The sequence below is a fragment of the Streptomyces asiaticus genome, assembly GCF_018138715.1.
GTDB classification, from domain to species: Bacteria; Actinomycetota; Actinomycetes; order Streptomycetales; family Streptomycetaceae; genus Streptomyces; species Streptomyces asiaticus.
In genome coordinates, this window is record NZ_JAGSHX010000006.1 from 4572353 (window position 1) to 4592440 (window position 20088).

Below are 20088 nucleotides of genomic sequence, written 5' to 3' on the forward strand. Positions count from 1 at the left end.
GCGATTGCAAAGGTTCGTCACCACGCTAACGGTTTATCCACAGCGCTGAACAGGGGGCCCACGTCTCTTGCGATGATGCGACCGTGACCGCCATCCAGCAGGACCACCCGCCCGAGCAGCCTCACCCCTCCGAGCAGGCACAGGACCACAGCCACGGACATTCCCATGGCCATGGCCCCGCCACCCCCGTCTCCGCGCGCCTCCGCAAGATCATCGCGGCGGTGCTCATCCCGTTCACCGTCGCCGTCGTGGCCGGTCTGATCGTGCTCTGGCCGGGCGGCACGCCCGACCACAAGGCGCACGGCCGCAGCGGTCTCGGCTTCGACCAGACGACCGTGGCCGGACGGGTGGTGAAGATCGAGGAGGTGAACTGCGCCGATGTGAACGCCCAGCCGCAGGCGCCCACCGAGCCCGGCCAGGACGGCGCCGCCCAGAACGGCGCCCCCGGGCAGGGCGGGAGCTCCGGGCCCTCCGGGCAGGGCGGGAAGAAGAGCGTCTGCGAGAAGGCCACGATCGAGGTCACGTCGGGCAAGGACAAGGGCCGCACCTTCCCCGAAATCGTCCAGCCCAACGCCTCGCGCCACTTCAGCGCCGGGCAGGAGCTGAAGCTGGCGTACGCCCCCAAGGCGCCCAAGGAACTCCAGTACTCCGTGTCCGACGTCGACCGGTCGATGCCGATGGCGCTGCTGGCGGGGCTGTTCGCGCTCGCCGTCGTGGTGGTGGGGCGGCTGCGCGGGGTGTTCGCGCTGGTGGCGCTGGCGATCAGCTTCGGAGTGCTGACGCTGTTCATCCTCCCGGCGATACTCCAGGGTTCCAATCCGCTGGTGGTCGCGGTCGTCGGGGGCAGCGCGATCATGCTTCTCGCGCTGTACATGTGCCATGGGCTGACGGCGCGTACATCGGTCGCCGTGCTCGGCACACTGGTGTCACTGCTGCTGATCGGGGTGCTGGGCTCGCTGTTCATCGGCTGGGCGAGCCTGACCGGCAACACGGACGACCAGACCGGGCTGGTGCACGGCCTCTATCCGAACATCGAGATACGAGGGCTGCTGCTCGCGGGCGTGATCATCGGGTCGCTGGGCGTGCTGGACGATGTGACGGTCACCCAGACCTCGGCGGTGTGGGAGCTGAGGGACGCGGATCCGACCACGCCCCGGCGCAAGCTCTACGGGGCGGCGATGCGGATCGGGCGGGACCACATCGCCTCCGTCGTGAACACCCTGGTGCTGGCGTACGCGGGCGCGTCGCTTCCACTGCTGCTGCTGTTCTCCGTCGCGGACAGCGGGGTGGGCACGGTCGCCACGAGCGAGATCGTCGCGGAGGAGATCGTACGGACGCTGGTGGGCAGCATCGGGCTCGTCGCCTCGGTGCCGGTGACCACCGCGCTGGCGGTGCTCGTGGTCTCCGCGGACCGCACCCCGGCGGTGGACGGCGGCGCGGAGCGGGTGGCCGACGCGAGCGGCGCCAAGGCGCCACAGGCGGCCCAGGCTCCACAGGCGGCCCAGGCTCCACAGGCGGCCCGGACCGGCCGGGGCGGACGCGGGCGGCGCCGCCGGGCGAAGGGGCGCTGAGACGGCGGGGCGCCGAGCCGGCAGTGCTCTGAGACGACGGAGCGCCGAGCAGGCGGGGCGCTGAGACCACGGGGCGCCGAGGCGACGGGCACGCCGCCCGTCAGCTCGGCCGTGACACAACACCGGGCCCTGGCCCGCCGCGCATCCGGCTCTCAGCCCGCGTACCGGTCCTCGGCCAGGATGCGGTGGAGCTCGGCGTCGAGGTCGCCGACCGGGTCACAGGCCGCCGGCTCCTGGCCGAAAGGCACCACCCGGTCCGTTCGGTCGAGGAAGGCCACCAGCGGAGCGGCCCCGGCCCGGAACAGAGCCCGTTCACAACCCACTTGGAGTCTGATGAAGACGTCCGAAAGCCCCTCGGGGGAGGCGGGGGCGATCCGCACATCCCCCTCGCCGGTGGGTTTGCTCAACCCGTCCAGCAGCAGCTCCCGCGCGAAGGCCCAGCTCACCGGCGCGTCACCGGGCAAATGGAAGGTGATCTCGACGGCATAGGGGTCGCTGCTGTCGTAGGACAGCTCGACCGGGATCCGGAAGGAGAGATCCTGCGAGACCAGGAAGGTCATGGTCACTTCCGCCTGAACTGTGTCACGCATCTCACGCATCGTTCGCCGCCCCGGGTTGTTTGCGCTTCGCCGACTCTGGAGCGTAGCGACTCGATTGCGGTGCGGAGTCGGTTTGCCTCGTGTGAGGGAACGAAAATGGCCAGTGTTGCCGTGCGGAGACCCGTGGGGCCGGGCGGCGCGGACGGCGCGGGCCCGGTGGGCGGGAGATCGGGGCCGGCGCACCGGCCGTATCGAAGATCGCTGTCGTCAACAGGCACCCCCGGGGGGTTGTTGCGAGGCGGACGCCGAAGGAAGAACGCCGAGGACTCGCACTGTAACGGCAGGGGTGGCGCCGGGCGGTGCTCCCGCCCCGGCGGTATCCCTCGCGCGGCGTATCCGCGCGCGGAAGGGTCCCGCAGGGCCTGCGGGGACGCGTCAGGCCCTGGGTGACGCGTCAGGCCTGGGTGACGCGTCAGGCCTGGGTGACGCGTCAGGCCTGGGTGACGCGGCGGGCGCCGCGCGGCGGGTCAGGAAGTGAACTTCCGCACGACGTAGATCAGCCCGGCGATCAGCACCACCAGCAGCAGCGCCTTGAAGACGAGGCCCACCACGAACCCGATCACGCTCATGATCAGGCCACCGAACACGGCGAGGACGAGGACCGGTATCGCGATCCAGGTCACCCACCACGGCAAGCCCTGGAATATCCCCTTCGTGGTCACGTGACTCCCTGCTTTCTCTCCGAGCCGTGGGTCCGGACGCCGACGGCCGGTCTTCCCTGCCGTCGATGCTAGGACGGGACGGCGGCGCGCGGGCGGCCCGCGCCCCCCGTCCTCCCCTGACCGGACCCCTACGGGACCGGCCGGCCACACATCGGCTCCGCGATGGACAAGCCGTCGACCGGGATCAGCTCGCCGGCACCGGCGGCATCAAGCCCCGGGACGGTCTCAGCCCTCCGGCGGCGAGAACACCACCAGCACCCTCAGATCCTCGGTGATGTGGTGGAACTTGTGCGCCGTGCCCGCCGGGACGTACACCACACTGCCCCGCGCCACCTGTGTCGTCTCCATGCCCACCGTGACCGACGCCCGGCCGCTCATCACGACGTACACCTCGTCCTGACCGTGCGGCGACTGCGGGTCGGCCTGGCCCGCGTTCAGCGCGTACAGCCCCACGGACATGTTCCGCTCCCGCAGGAACTGTAGATACGCGCCGTCGTTCGCGGCCCGCTCCGCCTCCAGCTCATCCAGCCGGAACGCCTTCATTCGCCTCTCCACCCCTGCCTGACCCATGCCTACGGTGCCCCTGCCTGCGCCGGGGCCTGTCTGCGACGATCTCAACCATGAAGAATTTTCTCGTCAAGACGATCGCGAACGCCGGCGCCCTCGGCGTCGCCATCTGGCTACTCAAGGACATCACGCTGACCGGTGACAACACCGGCCGCCAAGCGCTCTCCCTCATTCTCGTGGCACTGGTCTTCGGCGTGGTGAACGTGGTGGTCAAGCCGGTCGTCAAGCTGCTGGCCTTCCCGCTGTTCATCCTGACCCTCGGGCTGATCACGCTGGTGATCAACGCACTGATGCTGTTGTTGACCTCGTGGCTGGCCGGAAAGCTGGACCTGAGCTTCGAGGTCGACGGCTTCGGCACGGCGGTGCTCGGTGGCCTGATCGTCTCCATAGTCGCGTGGGCCCTGCATGTCGTGCTGCCCGATGACAAGGACTGATCACGGCCGGAGATGATGGAAGGCATGAGAGACCCGTCGCCCTACCGCGTCTGCTTTGTCTGCACCGGCAACATATGCCGCTCGCCGATGGCCGAGTCCGTCTTCCGCGCCCATGCCGTGGAGGCCGGGCTGGACGGCCGCCTCGAGGTGGACAGCGCGGGCACCGGGCCCTGGCACGAGGGCGACGGGGCCGACCGCCGAGCCATCGACGTACTGACCGCCCATGACTATGAACAGGATCACATCGCGCGCCAGTTCCGGGCCGAGTGGTTCGATCGCCTCGATCTGGTGATCGCCCTGGACAGCGGCCATCTGCACGAGCTGCGCGCGCTCGCACCGACCCCGCACGACGCAGCGAAGGTGCGGCTGCTGCGGAGTTACGACCCGGACGCGGACCACGACGCGCTGGGCGGCCTCGATGTGCCGGACCCCTACTTCGGCGGGCTGGACGACTTCGAGGAGTGCCTGGAGATGATCGAGGCCGCGAGCGGCGGGCTGCTGGACGCGGTCGCCGAGGCCATCGACGCCTCGGGGAAGGCCTCGGAGAGCGCCACCGTCGAGAACGCGTCGGCCGCCGACGGCCCGGACGCGGGGAAGGAATCCGCATGACCGGCGACGGCACCCGCACCGTACGGGCCGGACTGCCCGAGGCCGAGGCGTACGAGCCGACGCTGCCGGGCCCGGTCTTCGCCGCCCACTACCACCTCCCCGGCGACGCCGTCGGCCCCTACACCTACGGCCGGGACGCCAACCCCACCTGGTCCCTGCTGGAGCGGGCGATCAGCGAGCTGGAGTCGCCGGGCACCGACGCCGAGACGGTCGTCTTCTCGTCCGGGATGGGCGCGATCTCGGCCGTACTGCTGTCCCAGCTGCGCCAGGGCGACGCGGCCGTCCTGCCGTCCGACGGCTATCAGCTGCTCCCGGCGCTGATCGAGCGGCTGACGGGCTACGGGGTCACCGTGCGCACCGCCCCGACCGGCGAGGACGCCCAGCTGGCCCCCCTGGACGCCCTGGGCGAGCGGACGAAGCTGCTGTGGCTGGAAACACCGTCCAATCCCGGACTGGACGTCTGCGACATCCGCCGGCTCGCCGAGGCCGCGCACGCCCGGGGCGCGCTGGTCGCCGTCGACAACACCCTCGCCACCCCGCTCGGCCAGCGCCCGCTGGAGCTCGGCGCGGACTTCGCCGTGGCGAGCGGCACCAAGGCGCTCACCGGCCATGGCGATGTGCTGCTCGGCTATGTGACCTGCCGCGATCCACGGCTCGCCGCGGAGGTGCGGGCCTGGCGCAAGACAGTGGGCGCGATCCCCGGCCCCATGGAGGCATGGCTCGCCCACCGCTCCCTGGCCACCCTCCAGCTGCGCGTCGACCGCCAGGCGGCGACCGCCCTGGACCTCGCCGGGGCGCTGCGCGACCGCCCCGAGGTCACCGGGCTGCGCCACCCCGGTCTGCCGACCGATCCCTCCCACCGGGTGGCGGCCGGGCAGATGCGCGGCGGGCGCTTCGGCTGTGTGGTCTCCTTCACTCTGCCGGACAAGGACCACGCGGAGCGCTTTCTGACCGCGCTGCGGCTGGTGGACGACGCCACCAGCTTCGGCGGGGTGCGCTCCACGGCCGAACGACGCGGACGGTGGGGCGGCGACGCGGTGCCCGAGGGCTTCATCCGGTTCTCGGTGGGCGCGGAGGACGCGGACGACCTGATCGCCGATGTGCTGCGGGCGCTCGACACGGCATCCGCCACGGCTTCCGACACGGACACGTCATCGGGTACGGGCACGGACACGGGGACGGGCACGGCAAGCACCGGGGCGGGTGACTGAAAGCGGGCGGGTACGCCTGTGCGGGCGTCTCAAGCCTCCCCCCTCGTGGCTTGAGACGCCCCGGTTCTTCTCGTGGAGAACCGCTCGAACAAGGCTAGTTGACTCAGCGTCAGTGTCCAATCACAGTAGCGACATGGACCTATCGGCATATTTATAGTTGGCATGCGTTCGGGGCTCGACGAGGCGAGGGGAACCGCATGGATCTGGCCCTCTTACGCACCTTTGTCGCGGTTCACCGCGCCGGGTCCTTCACCCGCGCCGCCGGACTGCTCGGGCTCTCCCAGCCCGCCGTCACCGGCCAGATACGCACCCTGGAGCGGCAGCTCGGCCGCCCCCTGTTCCTCCGTACGGCGCGCGGCGTCGTCCCCACCACCGTCGGGGACGAACTCGCCCACAAGGCCGCGCCGCATCTCGACGCCCTGGTGGAGATCGCCGAGGCGGGTCTGGACGACCGCTCGGCGCTGCGCACCCTGCATCTCGCGGGCCCTCCGGAGTTCACCGCGCTGCGCGTTCTGCCCGCGCTGACCACCCTGGTCACCCAGGGGCTGGCGGTGCGCTGCGCCTTCGGCAGCGCCGAGGAGCTGTTCGAGGGGCTGGGCGCCGGCCATCACGAGCTGGCCATCACCACCGCCCGGCCCCGGGGGCGGCTGCTGGCCGCCACCCCGCTGTGCGACGAGGAGCATGTGCTGGTCGCGGCCCCGCGCTGGGCCGCCCGGCTCGGCGGCCCAGCGGTGCTCCAGGTCAAGGGCGTACGGGCGCTGGAGGCGCTGCCCGTCGTCGAGGTGCACGAGAGCCTGCCGCTGGTCACCCGCTACTGGTCGGCCGTCTTCGACACCCGGCCGGTCACTGCCGGCACGATCATCGCGCCCGATCTGCGCGCGGTGCTCGCCTGCGTCGCGCAGGGCGCGGGGCTCGGCGTTCTGCCGCGCTATCTGTGCATGGACGCGCTGGACGCCGGGGAGGTGGTGGCGCTGCTCAACCCGCCGGTGCCGCCACTGCGCACCTATTTCCTGGTGGTGCGGACCGGGGCACTCACGCTGCCGCATATCGCGCGGGCGCACGAGTGGCTGTTGCGCGCGGCTGTCGATTGGTGAGTAAGTGGTTTCGCGGGACCACGGGTGCGGCAGATGTCCTGCATGACCGAACGACCCGTGGTCAAGCGCACCGCCCGCGCCATTCTCCTCGAGGGTGACACCGCGCCCCGCATGATCCTGATCAAGCGCACCAAGCCCGGCCAGGCGCCGTACTGGATCACTCCGGGCGGCGGAATGGAGCCCGAGGACGCGACCGTCGTCGAGGCCCTGTACCGCGAGGTGGACGAGGAGCTGGGCGCGAAGGTGACGGATGTGGTGCCCGCCTTCGTCGACACCGTCCCGCATCCCGATGGGAGCGCTGAGGGCGCAGCGGGTGCTGGGGGTGTGGGCCCGACCGGTGCCGGTGCCGGTGCCGGTGCCGGTGCCGGTGCCGGTGCCGGTGCCGGTGCCGGTGCCGGTGCCGGTGTGAAGGTGCAGCACTTCTTCGTGTGCAGACTCGCCTCGATGGACCTCACCCGGCGGCACGGCCCGGAGGTGGACGAGCCGTGCGGGGAGTACGAGGTGGTGAGCGTCCCGTTCACCCGCGAGGGGATCGCCTCGGTCGAGGTGGTGCCGCCCTCGCTGCGGGCGTATCTCGACGCCAACATCGAGGGCGTGCTGGCCCTGCTCGCGGACGACCTCGGCTGAGCGAGGCGAAGCCCTGCCGGACGGATCATCGCGAACAGGGCCGACAGGGTTGACCTCTATCGCTGACCTCTATCGGGGCAGGACCTAACGGAACCAGCCGCTGAACGGCTGCTGGGTCTTCCGGGCCGCCCGCTGACGCGCCTCGGCCAGCACCCGCTCGGCCTCCTCCCGCCAGTCCTCGGGCCCCGCGTCGGGCCGGACCGGCGGCCGGATGGCCGGAGTGAGATCACGCACAACGGAGGGCTCAGCGGCCCGCGGAGCGGGGTCGGCCACCGCGTCGGCTTGCGCCGCCGGTTCGGGCCGCGCGATCGGCTGGGGCTGTGGCGCCGGTTCGGCGGCCGGAGCCCGAGGGCTCAGGGCACCCAGGGCGCCTTGAGCAGCCGGGGCCGTCGGGGCGGTCTGGGCAGGCAGGCCCACCGGCCACGAGACCGGTGATGTGGGCGGGGCCGGCGGGATGGCCAGAACCTGAGTGTCCGAGTCTGTCAGGGGCTGAGGGTCCGGGGCAGCCGGGGCAGCCGGAGCCTGGGGGACCGAGACCTCCAGCTCGGCCTGAGCGGCCGGAAGAGGCCGGGCGGCCTGGCCCGGCAGGTCCACCGCCCAGGAGGGCCGTGAGACGGGCGGGGCAGCCGGAGCGGGCGGAGCAGGAGGGGCAGCCGGAGCGGGCGGGGCAGGAGGGGCGAACGGAGCGGGCGGGGCAGGAGGGGCGAACGGAGCAGGCGGCGCAGGAGAGACGGACGAAGCGGGCGGGACCCTGCGGCCCTCGCGGGCCTCCGCCGCGGCGCCGAAGAAGTCGCCGCCCTTCCGCTTGACGTCGTCCGTCCCCCAGTCCCGCTCCCGGTCGTGCTCGAGGGCCTGGTCACCGGAGGGCCCCCGGCGCCGGGCGGCGTCGCCACCGCCCGTGCGCCGCTGCGCCGGGACCTTCTGGAGGTGCGGAATGTGCTTGGCGCAGTGGATGTACGCCTCCTCGACGGTCACCTCGACCCACACCACCGCGCGCCGCCCCGGCACCGGGTCCACCGGCAGCCCGTGGTGTGCCGCGCGCATCTCGGCGTCCTCCACCACCCGGGCCCGGCCGTTCACATGCAGCCCGATCCGGTCCCGGAAGAAGTCGACCATGAGAATGCCCAGGTGGGGGTTCTCCTGGATATTGCCGAGGCTGGCCAGGACGCCGTTTCCCCGGTATTCGGGATAGGCCAGCGTGCGCGTGTCGAGCACTCTCAGAAAGCCGGGCGGACCGGCCCGGAACGTGCTGTCGCACTCCCCGTGCCGGTCGGAGGTGGCCAGGAAGAACATTTCCTGGCGCTCGATGAACTCCCGCATCCGGACATTCAGGTGATCCAGCACCTGATCGTCGTAGAAGCGGTCGGCGCGGCCGACGGTGCCCAGTCGCCGCTGTAGATGGTGTTCTCCGTCGCTCCCGGGACGCCACGCGCGGTCGTCCAGGTGCTCCGCACTGTCCACGGTTCTCGTCCCCGTCCTGATTCGCCGTCCGGAATCGCCGGAATGCCTGCCTAGTGTTGGTGTTTCGTCGTGTGCCGTCCGTGTCCACGTCCTATTCCGCGGCCGCGGCGAGCTCCTCGATGGAGTCGTGCCGGATGCGGTGCGACGGAATGCCGATGCCCATCAGGGCGTCGACACCGCTGCGGATCATCCCGGGCGGCCCGGAGAGATAGGCGTCGAACGCGTTCCACGGGCCGTACTGCCGCACGGCGTCGGGCAGCCGACCGCTGAGGCCGTTGGTCGGGCCGTCGGAGACGACGGGACGGACCGCGAGCCACGGATGCTTCTGGGCCAGCCGCAGCATGGTGTCGATGTCGTACAGATCGTGATCGTTGCGGGCGCCGTAGAAGACCTCGACCGGACGGTGGCGGCCGTGGTCGGCGACGTCCTCGACCAGCGCCTTGATCGGCGCGATACCGGTGCCGCCGCCGAGGCAGAGCAGCCCGTTGTCGCTGGCGTGGTCGACCGTCATGGAACCGGCGGGGGGCCCGAGGCGGATCACATCGCCGGGGCGGGCCCGGTGCACCAGCGCGGAGGACACCCATCCGGCCGGGACGGCCTTCACATGGAAGGAGAGCAGCCCGTCGGAGCGTGGCGCGGCGGCGAATGAATAGTGCCGCCAGACCCGCGGCCACCAGGGCGTTTCCAGTGAGGTGTACTGGCCCGCCAGAAAGGGGTACGGCTGGTCCGGGCGGACGGTGATCACGGCGATGTCGTGGGTGCGCAGCTCATGCCCGACTACCTCGGCCTGCCACCACGCGGGGGCGATCAGCTCGTCCTCGGCGGCCGAGTCGATCATGATCTGGGAGATCGCGGTGTAGGCCCGCACCCAGGCGGCCTCGGCCTCGTCGTTCCAGGTGGTGACGGCGTAGCGGGTGAGCGCGCCGATCAGGCACTCGCCGACGGCGGGGTAGTGCTCGGGCTGGGTGCCGTACTTACGGTGGCCGCGGCCGAGCCGGGAGAGGAACTCGGTGAGGATGTCGGGGTCGTCGATGAGCCGGGCGGCGGTGAGGATCGCCTTGAACAGCCGGTCGCGCTGGGCGTCCATCGCGGCGGGGAAGAGCGGCCGCAGCTCGGGGTGCTGGACGAAGAGCAGCGCGTAGAAGTACGAGGTGACTTTGTCGCTGATGGGCTCGACCTCGGCCATGGTGCGGCGCAGCAGGATCGCGTCGGGCGAGGCGGTCTCGGGGACGGCGAACGGCGAGTCGGGGCCGGGCCGGACGTCCTGCGGGGCCGGGGCGACCTCGTCGGGGCGCTGATGCTCCTCGCGCCCGCGGGCGGCGGGGCCGGGGGCGGCAGGGCCGTGCCCCGCGGGGCCGGGGGCCCGGCGGTCGTCCGGGCGGCGGTCGTCCGTACGGCGGTCCGTACGGCGGTCGCCCGCTCCCGGGCCGGGCGCGGGGGCCGGCTCCGCGGGCGCACGGCGGTCGGCTTCGGTGCCGACCGGCCGTATCGGGTTCACCGGGCGGCTGGGCGCGCGCTCTTCGCTCTGCTGGTCCGGGGACCTGCGGTCGTCGGCCGGTTTCCTGCTCGGGGTGAACCAGCCCCAGTCGCCACTGTTTCCGCCGGAGCCGTCGCTTCCGGCCGACGATGTGGTGGTCGGAGCGTCCATGGTTGCCTCGCCTCGAACATCTTTCTGTCGGTCTTCGCACTTCCGCTGCCGGAATGTGCCCGCAATTCCCCGTCCTGGTGCACTGGTTCAAGCGAGAATGGTCGTGCCGACCTTCTCTGCGACTCTTCCGGGCAGCATGCCATGCTCGTTCCCCGCGCCGGGCGCATAGCCCGAAGTCCGGGAAACGGGAGTTGTGTTCCCGTTATGCTGGTTGGCCTGGGATGCCCGTTCTGACCCCGTTACAGCATGCCGCACGGAACCGGACCCGACCCTACCGGCCCCGGATGAATTCACAAGCCCCAAGTACCCCACATCTGTTACACCCACCAACTCATGTAATTACCGATAGTTACGTGCGGTTACCCATCAATTCGTAAGCCTCTCGGAGATCACGACCGGCATAGGCGTGGGATGCGATTTCGCTCACATGGTGGTCGGCGTTCACGGCGACCGAGACCGGCACCACGGTGAACAGTTCGGCGTCCGAGAGGGAATCCCCGTAGGCCACACAGTGATCCCTGGTCAAGCCGAACTTCGTACAGAGTTCATCGGCGATCCGGACCTTCGCGGCCGGGGTCAGGATGCCCGCCGGATCCACCGGCTCCCGGAACGGCACGGCGGGCCACGTCGAGCCGTACGTGGCGTCCGCGCCCCACTCCAGCAGCCGCGACACGAAGAAGCCCGGCGAGAGCGAAATCACCGCACAGCGCTCGCCCCGCGCCCGGATGTCCGCCCACACCTCACGGATCCCGGCCAGCCACGGCGCCCCCTCGAACGCCGCCGCCACATGCTCCTCCGTCAGCGCCTCCCACAGCGCACAGGCCCGCTCCGCGAACTGGGCCGTCGTCAGCTCCCCGCCCGCGAACGCCCGCTCCAGCGCCGCGATCTCCCGCTCCAGACCGAGCTGCCGGGAGATCTCGATCGCGGCGGCCGAGCCGTGGATGAGCGTCCCGTCCAGATCGAACAGATGCAGTCTGGTCATACCGGCTGAGCGTAGATGCACCTTCCGGCCATCACCGCCCCGGCCCCGCGCCGACGGCCCGGCCCGGAGCCGTAGCGCCGACCCGGAGCCGTAGCACCGGCCCGGAGCCGTAGCACCGGCCCGGAGCCGCACCGGTTCGCCCGCGCCGCCGGGAGTACGCGCGGATACTTCCGCCGTCAGACGCCCCGGGGGCCGCGGCGCCGCCACGGTGAGGGCATGCGGCAACTCACCCGCCCCGCGCGCCGGGGCCTCCTCGTCGTTCATGTCGTCGTCTCCGTCGGGTGGCTCGGGCTGACCCTCGGGGTGCTGGCTCTGGGGATCACCGGGGCCACGGCCGGCTCGGCCGATGAGGCCGGGGCGGCCTACCGGTCCATGAATGTGCTGGGCGACTGGCTGCTGATCCCGATCAGCCTGCTGTCGCTGGTCAGCGGGACCGTGCTGTCGCTGGGGACGCCCTGGGGGCTGGCGCGCCACCGGTGGGTGTATGTGAAGTTCTGGCTGACGATGATCACCACCGCCGCCACGGCGTTCGCCCTGCGCGCCCGGATCGACTCCGCGATGGCCGATGTGGTGGCGGGGCGGGCGGTCGGGGCGACGACGGATCTGATCCTGGCGCCGTCGGTCAGCCTGGGCGTCTATACCTTTCTCACCGCGATCTCGGTGATCAAGCCCTGGGGGCTGACCGCCCGGGGACGGCGACTGCGGGCGACAAAGCGCCGATAATTGCATACGCGGTCTTTTTCATCCCTGGACTATCCTGGAATCCGCTCACCCACCAAGGAGGGGTTCCATGCCGGACGAACCGCACGGCGCCGTCGCCCCGCCCGCAGAACAGGCCCTGGCCCAGGGCTGGTGCGCCCTGTCCTCCCTGCACGGCCGGATAGAGACGCATATCGAGCGTGCGTTGCAGGCCAGGCACGATCTGAGCGTCCGCGAATTCTCCGTGCTCAACGTACTCAGCGGGCAGCACGACGGCGACGGCGGACATCTACAGATGAAGCAGCTCGCCGACTCCGTCGTACTCAGCCAGAGCGCCACGACCCGGCTGGTCACCCGGCTTGAGGACCGCGGTCTGCTCGCCCGCTACATCTGCCCCGGCGACCGCCGCGGCATCTACACCAACGTCAGCGACGAGGGGCTGAAGCTCCTGGAGGAGGCGCGGCCGACGCATGACACCGCGCTGCGCGAGGCCCTCACCGAGGCCGCCCGGCGGCCGGAGCTGGCGCCCCTCGTCGCCGCTGTGGAGGGGCTGACCGGCACCACGTGCTGACGGGCACCACGTGCTGATGGGCCGGACGCGCTGATCCCGGAACGTGCTGAGCCCCGGTGGCCCGTGGGCCCGTCGCCGCCGTCCGGGGCTCGCGGGCCCCGGCGTAGGCTCCACCGCATGAGCGACTTCGAGATACGGCGCGCGACCGTCGATGACATCCCGGCGATCGTGGCCCTGCTGGCGGACGACCCGCTCGGCGCCGGCCGGGAGTCCCCGGACGACCTGGCCCCGTACCGCGCCGCCTTCGAGCGGCTGGACTCGGATCCCCAGCAGCGGCTGGTCGTCGCGGTCCGGGAGGGCCGCACCGTCGGCACCCTCCAGCTGACCGTGATCCCCGGGCTGTCGCGGCGCGGCGCCACGCGCTCGATCATCGAAGGCGTCCGGATCCACTCCGAGGAGCGCGGCGGCGGGCTCGGCACCCAGCTGATCGAATGGGCCGTCGAGGAGTCGCGCCGCGAGGGGTGCGCGCTGGTGCAGCTCACCTCGGACACGACCCGTATCGACGCCCACCGCTTCTACGAGCGGCTCGGCTTCGAGGCCAGCCACATCGGCTTCAAACTGCCGCTGGCCTGAACTGCCCCGGTCTCACCTCCCCGTCGGCGGCCTCACAGGGTCGCGAGGTCGACGGCCTCGGCCATCCGCCGGTAGCCCGCGTCGTTCGGGTGCTTGAAGTCGCCCGAGTCGTACGCCGGGTTCAGCCGCAGCGGATCGGACGGCGCGGCCATGACCTCCGCGAAGTCGACGACCGCGTCGAAGGGGCCCGAGGTGCGGATCCACTCGTTGATCGCGGTGCGCTTCGCCTCGGAGCGCGGGGTGTGGTACTCGGCGCCCTTGAACGGGAGGATCGTCCCGCCGATGACCTTGATCCCACGGGTGTGGGCGAGAGCGATCAGCTCCCGGTAACCGGCGATCACCTCATCGGCCGACACCTGTGGATTGGGCTTGTAGGTGGGCAGCTCGACCTCGCTGAAGCCGATGTCGTTGAGCCCCTCGAGCAGGATCACCGACCGTACGCCCGGCTTGTCCAGGACATCGCGCCGGAAGCGGGCGCCCGCCCGGTCCCCGTACCAGGCCGAGTCGTGCAGCAGCAGATTGCCGCCGATCCCGGAGTTGAGGACGGGGCGCGGGGTGCCCGCTGCCGCGAGGCGCCCGGCCAGCAGGTCCGGCCAGCGGTGGTCGGCGTCGTAGGTCGAGCCGAAGCCGTCGGTGATCGAGTCGCCGAAGGCCACCACCGCCCCCGGCCGCCGGGGGCCGCCGGTGACCTCGACATCCGAGAGGTAGTACCAGGAGTGGGTGGTCTCGGTGAAGGCCGCCCCGGCACGGTCGGCGCGGTGGTCGCCGTCCGCGCGGAAGCTGCGGCCGTACGCCTGGGCGTGGAAGGTGGCGGGGCCGGTCGGGCGTCGAAGTACAGCGTGACCGTGACCGGCTGACGGGCCGCCACGCGCAGCGGGGCCGCGTCGCTCACCGTCTCCCCGCCCGCCCCGATCTCCACCGAACGCCGGTGCCCGAAGGTCAGCGTGCGCAGGCTCGCGCCATGGACGGCGGCGCCGTGCGCGCTACGGGCGATGGTCGCGCCCGCGATCCGCAGCGGGGTGGTGCCATAGCGGTTCGACAGCCTGATCCGGGCGGCCGTGCCGCCGCCGGTGACCCGGACGACCTGACGCAGGGTCTGGGCGGTGCGCTCGGCGAAGCCGGTCTCGGCCCAGTTCTTCTCGAAGCCCGAGCTGGGGCGCTGCACGGGGGCGGCCCACCCGGCCGACCAGACGGTCCCCGGCCGGTCACGGCCGGCCGCCGGGCCGCCGGACCGGGCGGTGGCCGTCCCGGAGGCGCCCACGGAGGCGGCCATGACGCTGGTGAGGGCTAGCAGGGAGGCGCTGAGACGAAGCGTGGACGAGCGCACGGCGGGGCTCCTGGGGGAGGGGCGGATGGGACCGGAGACCAACCTGCCGCCCGCCGGACCGCCGACCCAGACCCCAGCCGTGCGTACCACCGGCAGGGTCAGGCTAGGGCCGCCGGATCCTCAGCACCCCGCCGGAACACTCCGCCGGACGCGGCACCCCGCTCCCGCCCGCCACCTCTCCTCAGAGTGCGCGCCACCTCCCCTCAGAGCGCGCGCCAGCCCTCCGGGTCGACCCCGCCGGGCACCACGTCTCCCGGGGCGTAGGGCTCCCGGGTGAACACGAAGGTGCCGAGGTCCAGATGGGCCGGGGCACCGCCCTCCCCTTCGACCACCCGCAGCGTCTCCCCCGCGTAATACCCGTCGAGCCCCGTCCAGGTGCCGTCCGGCTCGGCCCTGAAGCGGGAGGCCCGGCCTCCCCCGGTGGCCGGGGACAGCTCCAGTCCGCGGTCCGCGCGCAGCCGCAGGTGGTAGGCGCGCGGGCCCCAGTACCAGGGGCCGGTCAGCGCCAGCAGTGCCGGATCGGCCTCGGTCAGCGGCCGCCAGGGCTCGGGGATACGGGGCTCGTGCTCCGCCACGATCCGTATGAGGTCGGCGGCGATGGCGCCGATCGCCGGCCCCGAGGTGGTGTTGGCCAGCGCGATCCCGGCCAGCCGGTCCTCGGCGCTCACCCACAGCGAGGCCAGGAAGCCGGGCATGGAGCCGGTGTGGCCGTAAAGGAACCGCCCGCCGTGCCGGACGAGCTGCGTCCCCAGGCCATAGCCGCCGTCCCAGTCCCCCGCCTCGGGGGCGACGGCGGGCGCCCGCATCTCGGCGAGCGACTCCGCGCCGAGCACCCGCCCGTCCCCGTCCAGCAGGAAGGCGGCGAAACGGGCCAGATCCCCGGCGGTCGACCAGAGCTGTCCGGCCGGGCCCATCCGCCCGGTGTCCTCGGCCGGTTCGGGCAGCAGCACATCCGCCCAGGGGTGCACGGCCCATCCCCCGGCGTGTGGCGCCCGCGGCTCGAGCGACGTACGCCCCATCCCCAGCGGCTCCAGCACCTCATGCGCGAGCACCTCGCCCCAGGGCGCTCCGCGCAGCCGCTCGACCAGCGCGCCGAGCAGCGCGAAACCGGGGTTGGAGTAGTGGTGACGGCGGCCCGCGGGGTGGATCAGCGGGCGCTCGCCGAAGATATCGGCGGTCTCGGGCCGCAGCGCCCCGGGCGTGCGCTCCCACCACGGGCCGCGGGCCTCGGCGGCGAGACCCGAGGTGTGGGCGAGGAGCTGGGCCACGGTGGCGCCCTCGGCCTCCGGCACCTCCAGATGCTTGGCCAGCGGATCGCCGAGGTCCAGCAGCCCCTCGTCGCGCAGCCGCATCACCAGCACCGCCACGAAGGTCTTGGTCAAGGAGCCGATGCGGTACTGGATGTCGGCGTCCGGTGCGGATCCGTCCACGGAGCCGCGCGCACCCGTCCACACCAGCTGACCCTCCCGCACCACGGCCCCCACCAGGGACGGGGCACGGCCCTCGGCCTGGCCGCGGGCAAGGCGCCGCAGCAGGGCACGGCGCGTGGCGGGCAGCGGCTCGGCGAACTCATCCACGTCGGGTGTGGTCATATCGGCACTCTACGGCGAGGGTCCGACAACGGTCAGTCATCGGCCGGCGGCCGCGGACCCCCTCCCCGCACCGCGCTCTGGCCTTTACGCCAGGGTCAAGGTCTACCGTCGGGTCATGCGGATCGGAGAGCTGGCCGAACGGGCGGGTACGACCACCCGCACCCTGCGCTATTACGAGTCGCTCGGGCTGCTGCCCGCGCGCCGCACCGGCAATGGTTACCGGTCGTACGACGAGGAGGACTTGCGGCTGCTCCAGCAGATCCGCACGCTGCGGGACTTCGGCTTCGAACTGGAGGAGACGCGTCCGTTCGTCGAGTGCCTGCGTTCCGGCCACCCGGCCGGTGACTCCTGCCCCGCCTCGCTGGACGTCTACCGGCGCAAGCTCGCCGAGCTGGACGAGTGCATCGCCCGGCTGAGCGCCATCCGGGAGCGGGTCGGGACACAGCTCGTCCAGGCGGAGCGGGCCCGCGCGGAGCTGGAGGCCGCGGCGACGGCGCCCGAAGGGGCCCCGGAGCCGCGCTGCGAGCTGACACCGCCCGGCCCCTGAGCGCGCCGTAACCACGACAGCTCCACACGCACGACCAAGACGCCAAGGGAGATATGACATGTCACTGACACACACCGGGGGAGTGGCCACGGTCACGGACGCCACCTTCGCCGAGGAGGTGCTGGCGGCCGAGCTGCCGGTGCTGGTGAAGTTCACCGCCTCGTGGTGCCCCCCGTGCCGGATGATCGCGCCGGTGCTGGCGGAGATCGCCCAGGAGGAGGGCCACCGGCTGAAGGTGGTGTCCCTGGACGTGGACGAGAACCCGTCCACCACCAACGCGTACGGGGTGCTCTCGATGCCGACCCTGATGCTGTTCCGGTCGGGCGAGCCGGTGCGGTCGCTGGTCGGGGCCCGCAGCAAGCGGCGGCTGCTGGAGGAGCTCGGCGAGGCGCTCTGACCCCGTACCTGACGCGATCTGACGCGCACCGGAGCCGCGGCCGAACCGCCCCTGCTACGTTGGCCGGACATGACCATGAGCGGGGGCGGCCTCAGCGGCCGTGAGCGGCCATCGGGCGGTGGGCAGTGGGGGCGGAAAGGGTGAGGTCAGCGGTGCGCGTCCTGGTGCAGGGGAAACCCGTCGACTCCTATCCGGCGCTGTCTCCCGAGGCCGAGCGCGGCTCCCCGCGCCGGATCACCGAGGTCGGTGAGGAGGTACTGCGCCGCTCCTGCCGCGAGGTGACCGAGTTCGGCACGCCCGAGCTGAGCGCCCTCATCGACGACATGTTCCTCACCATGTACATCGCGGACGGCGCCGGGCTGGCCGCCAATCAGGTCGACGTCGATCTGCGGCTGTTCGTCTACGACTGCCCCGACGACCACGGCGTACGACACATCGGCCACATCATCAACCCCGTCCTGGACCAGCCCGACCCGGCCCACCGGCTGCTCATCGAGGAGACCGAGGGCTGTCTGTCCGTACCGGGCGCGCGGATGGACGTACCGCGCACCGACCGCACCGTGGTCCGCGGCGTCGACAAGGACGGCAACCCGCTGGTGATCGAGGGCACCGGCTACTTCGCCCGGTGTCTACAGCACGAGGCGGACCATCTCTCGGGGCACCTCTACATCGACCGGCTCTCCAAGCGCGACCGCAAGGACGCGCTGCGGCAGATGGCGGACCGTCACGAGGAGGTCCTCGCCCGGCGCGTGGAGAAGGCGACGGCCCTGGGCCACCAGCTCCAGCCCTGACCGGCCCCGGCCACCGCGCCCCGGCCACCGCTCATCGCAGCCGTCGCGCTCGCAGCACGGTGTCATGGGTGTGGTGGGTGCCGGCGGGGGCGGGCTCAGATCGGCGAGGCGAACAGCAGTGTGCCCCCGGGCGCGACGGCATCCAGCAGCCCACATCGAGCGCCTGCCCCGGCGGCAGCTCGGCGACCTCACTGACGAGCACCCCGTTGGTTCTTTGCGGAACCAGCAAAGCGTGCGGACCGCGGCTGTCAGGTCTGGGCCATGTCCACGAAGCGGGAGTAGTGGCCCTGGAAGGCGACCGTGATCGTGGCCGTCGGGCCGTTACGGTGCTTGGCCACGATCAGGTCCGCCTCGCCCGCGCGCGGCGACTCCTTCTCGTAGGCGTCCTCGCGGTGGAGCAGGATGACCATGTCGGCGTCCTGCTCGATGGATCCACTCTCTCGGAGGTCCGAGACCATCGGCTTCTTGTCCGTGCGCTGCTCGGGGCCTCGGTTGAGCTGGGAGAGCGCGATGACCGGTACTTCCAGCTCCTTGGCCAGCAGCTTCAGGTTTCGCGACATGTCCGAGACCTCCTGCTGACGGCTCTCGGGGCGCCGGGCGCCGCCGGACTGCATCAGCTGGAGGTAGTCGATGACGACCAGTTGGAGGTCATTGCGCTGCTTGAGGCGGCGGCACTTGGCGCGGATCTCCATCATCGACAGGTTCGGGGAGTCGTCGATGTAGAGCGGGGCCTGGGAGACGTCCGGCATCCGGCGGGCCAGCCGGGTCCAGTCCTCGTCGGTCATGCTGCCGGAGCGCATGTGGTGGAGCGCCACTCGGGCCTCGGCGGAGAGCAGACGCATGGCGATCTCGTTGCGGCCCATCTCCAGGGAGAAGATGACGCTCGGCATGGCGTGCTTGATGGAGCAGGCGCGCGCGAAGTCGAGGGCCAGGGTGGACTTACCCATCGCGGGGCGGGCGGCGATGACGATCATCTGGCCCGGGTGCAGCCCGTTCGTCAGGGAGTCCAGGTCGGTGAAGCCGGTGGGCACGCCGGACATCTGTCCGCTGCGCGAGCCGATCGCCTCGATCTCGTCGAGCGCGCCCTCCATGATGTCGCCGAGCGGCAGATAGTCCTCGCTGGTGCGCTGCTCGGTGACGGCGTAGATCTCGGCCTGGGCGTTGTTGACGATCTCATCGACGTCCCCGTCCGCCGCGTATCCCATCTGGGTGATGCGGGTGCCGGCCTCGACGAGGCGGCGCAGCACGGCGCGCTCGTGGACGATCTCCGCGTAGTACTCCGCGTTGGCGGCGGTGGGGACCGACTGGACGAGGGTGTGGAGATACGAGGCGCCGCCGACCCGGGCGATCTCGCCGCGCTTGGTCAGCTCGGCGGCAACGGTGATCGGGTCGGCCGGCTCGCCCTTGGCATAGAGGTCCAGGATGGCCTGGTAGACGGTCTCATGGGCGGGCCGGTAGAAGTCATTCCCCTTGAGGACCTCCACCACATCGGCGATGGCGTCCTTGGAGAGCAGCATGCCGCCGAGGACGGACTGCTCGGCGTCGAGGTCCTGGGGCGGAACGCGCTCGAAGCCGGAGCCCTCCCAGGCGGAGCCGCCGCCTCCGTCGCGATCCTGGCCGTCGCGGCCCCGGCCGCCGCCCTCACCGCGGCGGAAGCGGGGGGACGGGAACCGGTCGGACGGGCCGGAGTCCGCCCATGGGTCGTCCATGGGCTCGGGCACGCTCACCCCGCCACCTCCTCCCGTCCGCGAAGCGAACCTCGCCGTGCCCGTCCTTCTTACGGCACGGCTATGACACAACTGAGCGGCCGGCTTTCCGGACACGGCGCATCGAAGTCTGGGGTTTCCAGGGCCGGATCGGGTGGCGGGCGCCGGACCACGTTAGGCCCGTCGGGACCGCCAGCCAACTTGGTTATCCACAGGGCATGTGGATGATGGGATCCATCCTGTGGGTAAGTCGCGCGAACCTGTGCACGGGCCGGGGGACAGTGCTGTGGACAAACACACAATCACCTTGAGAAGCCACGCCTGACCTGCGGTTTCTCTATCCAGTGGCTGTGCAGAAGAAAAACTTCCGCCCCCAGCGCAAGATCACGACAAAGGGCGCAGAGAAGATCGTCCCGCGCG

19 protein-coding genes and 2 pseudogenes are annotated in these 20088 nt (G+C 71.6%); 12 read left to right on the forward strand and 9 right to left on the reverse strand.

Annotation, left to right across the window (positions count from 1 at the left end; genetic code table 11):
- Positions 1 to 83 precede the first annotated feature (83 nt).
- Positions 84 to 1571: a YibE/F family protein gene (locus tag KHP12_RS26680; protein WP_107471763.1), complete on the forward strand. Its 1488-nt coding sequence runs from the start codon at positions 84 to 86 to the stop codon at positions 1569 to 1571.
- Positions 1572 to 1723: 152 nt separating this feature from the next.
- Here the strand turns inward: KHP12_RS26680 and KHP12_RS26685 are convergent, their stop codons facing one another.
- The 3 genes from KHP12_RS26685 to KHP12_RS26695 all read right to left on the reverse strand — a co-directional run bounded on the left by KHP12_RS26685 (position 1724) and on the right by KHP12_RS26695 (position 3375).
- Complete coding sequence (locus KHP12_RS26685; protein ID WP_037954688.1) at positions 1724 to 2161, reverse strand: SsgA family sporulation/cell division regulator; 438 nt, start codon at positions 2159 to 2161, stop codon at positions 1724 to 1726.
- A gap of 476 nt (positions 2162 to 2637) precedes the next feature.
- Positions 2638 to 2832, reverse strand: a complete 195-nt coding sequence (locus tag KHP12_RS26690) for a DUF5326 family protein (protein ID WP_037954685.1) — start codon at positions 2830 to 2832, stop codon at positions 2638 to 2640.
- Between the two features lie 225 nt (positions 2833 to 3057).
- Positions 3058 to 3375 (reverse strand): cupin domain-containing protein, encoded by a 318-nt coding sequence (locus KHP12_RS26695; protein ID WP_037954683.1) that lies wholly within the window; start codon positions 3373 to 3375, stop codon positions 3058 to 3060.
- Positions 3376 to 3452: 77 nt separating this feature from the next.
- Between KHP12_RS26695 and KHP12_RS26700 the strand changes: the two genes are divergently transcribed.
- The 5 genes from KHP12_RS26700 (at position 3453) to KHP12_RS26720 (ending at position 7374) form a co-directional block, all read left to right on the forward strand.
- Complete coding sequence (locus tag KHP12_RS26700; RefSeq protein WP_037954680.1) at positions 3453 to 3833, forward strand: phage holin family protein; 381 nt, start codon at positions 3453 to 3455, stop codon at positions 3831 to 3833.
- Between the two features lie 24 nt (positions 3834 to 3857).
- Positions 3858 to 4442, forward strand: a complete 585-nt coding sequence (locus KHP12_RS26705; protein ID WP_086882103.1) for a low molecular weight protein-tyrosine-phosphatase — start codon at positions 3858 to 3860, stop codon at positions 4440 to 4442.
- Positions 4439 to 5653 carry a cystathionine gamma-lyase gene (locus KHP12_RS26710; protein WP_086882099.1) on the forward strand — a complete coding sequence of 405 codons (1215 nt, stop codon included), beginning with the start codon at positions 4439 to 4441 and terminating at the stop codon, positions 5651 to 5653. Before KHP12_RS26705 ends, KHP12_RS26710 begins: the two co-directional genes overlap by 4 nt.
- Before the next feature lie 197 nt (positions 5654 to 5850).
- Positions 5851 to 6747 carry a LysR family transcriptional regulator gene (locus tag KHP12_RS26715; RefSeq protein ID WP_086882100.1) on the forward strand — a complete coding sequence of 299 codons (897 nt, stop codon included), beginning with the start codon at positions 5851 to 5853 and terminating at the stop codon, positions 6745 to 6747.
- A 42-nt stretch (positions 6748 to 6789) separates the two neighbouring features.
- Positions 6790 to 7374 (forward strand): NUDIX domain-containing protein, encoded by a 585-nt coding sequence (locus KHP12_RS26720; RefSeq protein WP_211833850.1) that lies wholly within the window; start codon positions 6790 to 6792, stop codon positions 7372 to 7374.
- Positions 7375 to 8133: 759 nt separating this feature from the next.
- Here the strand turns inward: KHP12_RS26720 and KHP12_RS52945 are convergent.
- The 3 genes and pseudogenes from KHP12_RS52945 to KHP12_RS26735 form a co-directional block, all read right to left on the reverse strand.
- Positions 8134 to 8760, reverse strand: a pseudogene (locus KHP12_RS52945) (pyridoxamine 5'-phosphate oxidase family protein); the annotation flags it as partial.
- Positions 8761 to 8926: 166 nt separating this feature from the next.
- Entirely contained in the window at positions 8927 to 10483 is a 1557-nt protein-coding gene (locus tag KHP12_RS26730; protein ID WP_210609534.1) for a globin domain-containing protein, read from the reverse strand.
- Positions 10484 to 10832: 349 nt separating this feature from the next.
- Positions 10833 to 11465, reverse strand: coding sequence for an HAD family hydrolase (locus KHP12_RS26735; protein WP_086879285.1), 633 nt, complete (start codon positions 11463 to 11465; stop codon positions 10833 to 10835).
- Positions 11466 to 11681: 216 nt separating this feature from the next.
- Here KHP12_RS26735 and KHP12_RS26740 point away from each other — a divergent pair, with 216 nt between their 5' ends.
- The 3 genes from KHP12_RS26740 to KHP12_RS26750 all read left to right on the forward strand — a co-directional run bounded on the left by KHP12_RS26740 (position 11682) and on the right by KHP12_RS26750 (position 13308).
- Positions 11682 to 12188 carry a DUF2269 domain-containing protein gene (locus tag KHP12_RS26740; protein WP_086879286.1) on the forward strand — a complete coding sequence of 169 codons (507 nt, stop codon included), beginning with the start codon at positions 11682 to 11684 and terminating at the stop codon, positions 12186 to 12188.
- 67 nt (positions 12189 to 12255) lie between these two features.
- Positions 12256 to 12735: a MarR family winged helix-turn-helix transcriptional regulator gene (locus tag KHP12_RS26745; RefSeq protein WP_086879287.1), complete on the forward strand. Its 480-nt coding sequence runs from the start codon at positions 12256 to 12258 to the stop codon at positions 12733 to 12735.
- Between the two features lie 117 nt (positions 12736 to 12852).
- The gene (locus KHP12_RS26750) at positions 12853 to 13308 is read left to right on the forward strand and encodes a GNAT family N-acetyltransferase (protein WP_086879288.1); all 456 of its coding nucleotides are present in this window, start codon (positions 12853 to 12855) and stop codon (positions 13306 to 13308) included.
- A 32-nt stretch (positions 13309 to 13340) separates the two neighbouring features.
- On the opposite strand, the pseudogene KHP12_RS26755 reads toward KHP12_RS26750, so the two are convergent.
- A pseudogene (locus KHP12_RS26755) lies at positions 13341 to 14581 on the reverse strand (SGNH/GDSL hydrolase family protein).
- A 257-nt stretch (positions 14582 to 14838) separates the two neighbouring features.
- A complete protein-coding gene (locus KHP12_RS26760) occupies positions 14839 to 16227 on the reverse strand; it encodes a serine hydrolase domain-containing protein (RefSeq protein WP_086879289.1) in 1389 nt (462 codons plus the stop codon).
- A gap of 115 nt (positions 16228 to 16342) precedes the next feature.
- Between KHP12_RS26760 and KHP12_RS26765 the strand changes: the two genes are divergently transcribed.
- From KHP12_RS26765 to def, 3 genes are all read left to right on the forward strand, one after another.
- Positions 16343 to 16774 (forward strand): MerR family transcriptional regulator, encoded by a 432-nt coding sequence (locus KHP12_RS26765; RefSeq protein WP_037954660.1) that lies wholly within the window; start codon positions 16343 to 16345, stop codon positions 16772 to 16774.
- A 58-nt stretch (positions 16775 to 16832) separates the two neighbouring features.
- Entirely contained in the window at positions 16833 to 17171 is a 339-nt protein-coding gene (trxA, locus tag KHP12_RS26770) for a thioredoxin (protein WP_020869999.1), read from the forward strand.
- Between the two features lie 152 nt (positions 17172 to 17323).
- The gene (gene def, locus KHP12_RS26775; protein ID WP_107471642.1) at positions 17324 to 17962 is read left to right on the forward strand and encodes a peptide deformylase; all 639 of its coding nucleotides are present in this window, start codon (positions 17324 to 17326) and stop codon (positions 17960 to 17962) included.
- A 248-nt stretch (positions 17963 to 18210) separates the two neighbouring features.
- Here the strand turns inward: def and dnaB are convergent, their stop codons facing one another.
- Positions 18211 to 19689, reverse strand: a complete 1479-nt coding sequence (gene dnaB, locus KHP12_RS26780) for a replicative DNA helicase (RefSeq protein ID WP_086879291.1) — start codon at positions 19687 to 19689, stop codon at positions 18211 to 18213.
- Between the last annotated feature and the right edge of the window lie 399 nt (positions 19690 to 20088).

Coding starts and splice junctions, on each gene's coding strand:
- KHP12_RS26685 (WP_037954688.1), bottom strand. CDS start 2,161: ATGCGTGACACAGTTCAGGCGGAAGTGACCATGACCTTCCTGGTCTCG.
- KHP12_RS26695 (WP_037954683.1), bottom strand. CDS start 3,375: ATGAAGGCGTTCCGGCTGGATGAGCTGGAGGCGGAGCGGGCCGCGAAC.
- KHP12_RS26700 (WP_037954680.1), top strand. CDS start 3,453: ATGAAGAATTTTCTCGTCAAGACGATCGCGAACGCCGGCGCCCTCGGC.
- KHP12_RS26705 (WP_086882103.1), top strand. CDS start 3,858: ATGAGAGACCCGTCGCCCTACCGCGTCTGCTTTGTCTGCACCGGCAAC.
- KHP12_RS26710 (WP_086882099.1), top strand. CDS start 4,439: ATGACCGGCGACGGCACCCGCACCGTACGGGCCGGACTGCCCGAGGCC.
- KHP12_RS26715 (WP_086882100.1), top strand. CDS start 5,851: ATGGATCTGGCCCTCTTACGCACCTTTGTCGCGGTTCACCGCGCCGGG.
- KHP12_RS26720 (WP_211833850.1), top strand. CDS start 6,790: ATGACCGAACGACCCGTGGTCAAGCGCACCGCCCGCGCCATTCTCCTC.
- KHP12_RS26730 (WP_210609534.1), bottom strand. CDS start 10,483: ATGGACGCTCCGACCACCACATCGTCGGCCGGAAGCGACGGCTCCGGC.
- KHP12_RS26735 (WP_086879285.1), bottom strand. CDS start 11,465: ATGACCAGACTGCATCTGTTCGATCTGGACGGGACGCTCATCCACGGC.
- KHP12_RS26740 (WP_086879286.1), top strand. CDS start 11,682: ATGCGGCAACTCACCCGCCCCGCGCGCCGGGGCCTCCTCGTCGTTCAT.
- KHP12_RS26745 (WP_086879287.1), top strand. CDS start 12,256: ATGCCGGACGAACCGCACGGCGCCGTCGCCCCGCCCGCAGAACAGGCC.
- KHP12_RS26750 (WP_086879288.1), top strand. CDS start 12,853: ATGAGCGACTTCGAGATACGGCGCGCGACCGTCGATGACATCCCGGCG.
- KHP12_RS26760 (WP_086879289.1), bottom strand. CDS start 16,227: ATGACCACACCCGACGTGGATGAGTTCGCCGAGCCGCTGCCCGCCACG.
- KHP12_RS26765 (WP_037954660.1), top strand. CDS start 16,343: ATGCGGATCGGAGAGCTGGCCGAACGGGCGGGTACGACCACCCGCACC.
- trxA (WP_020869999.1), top strand. CDS start 16,833: ATGTCACTGACACACACCGGGGGAGTGGCCACGGTCACGGACGCCACC.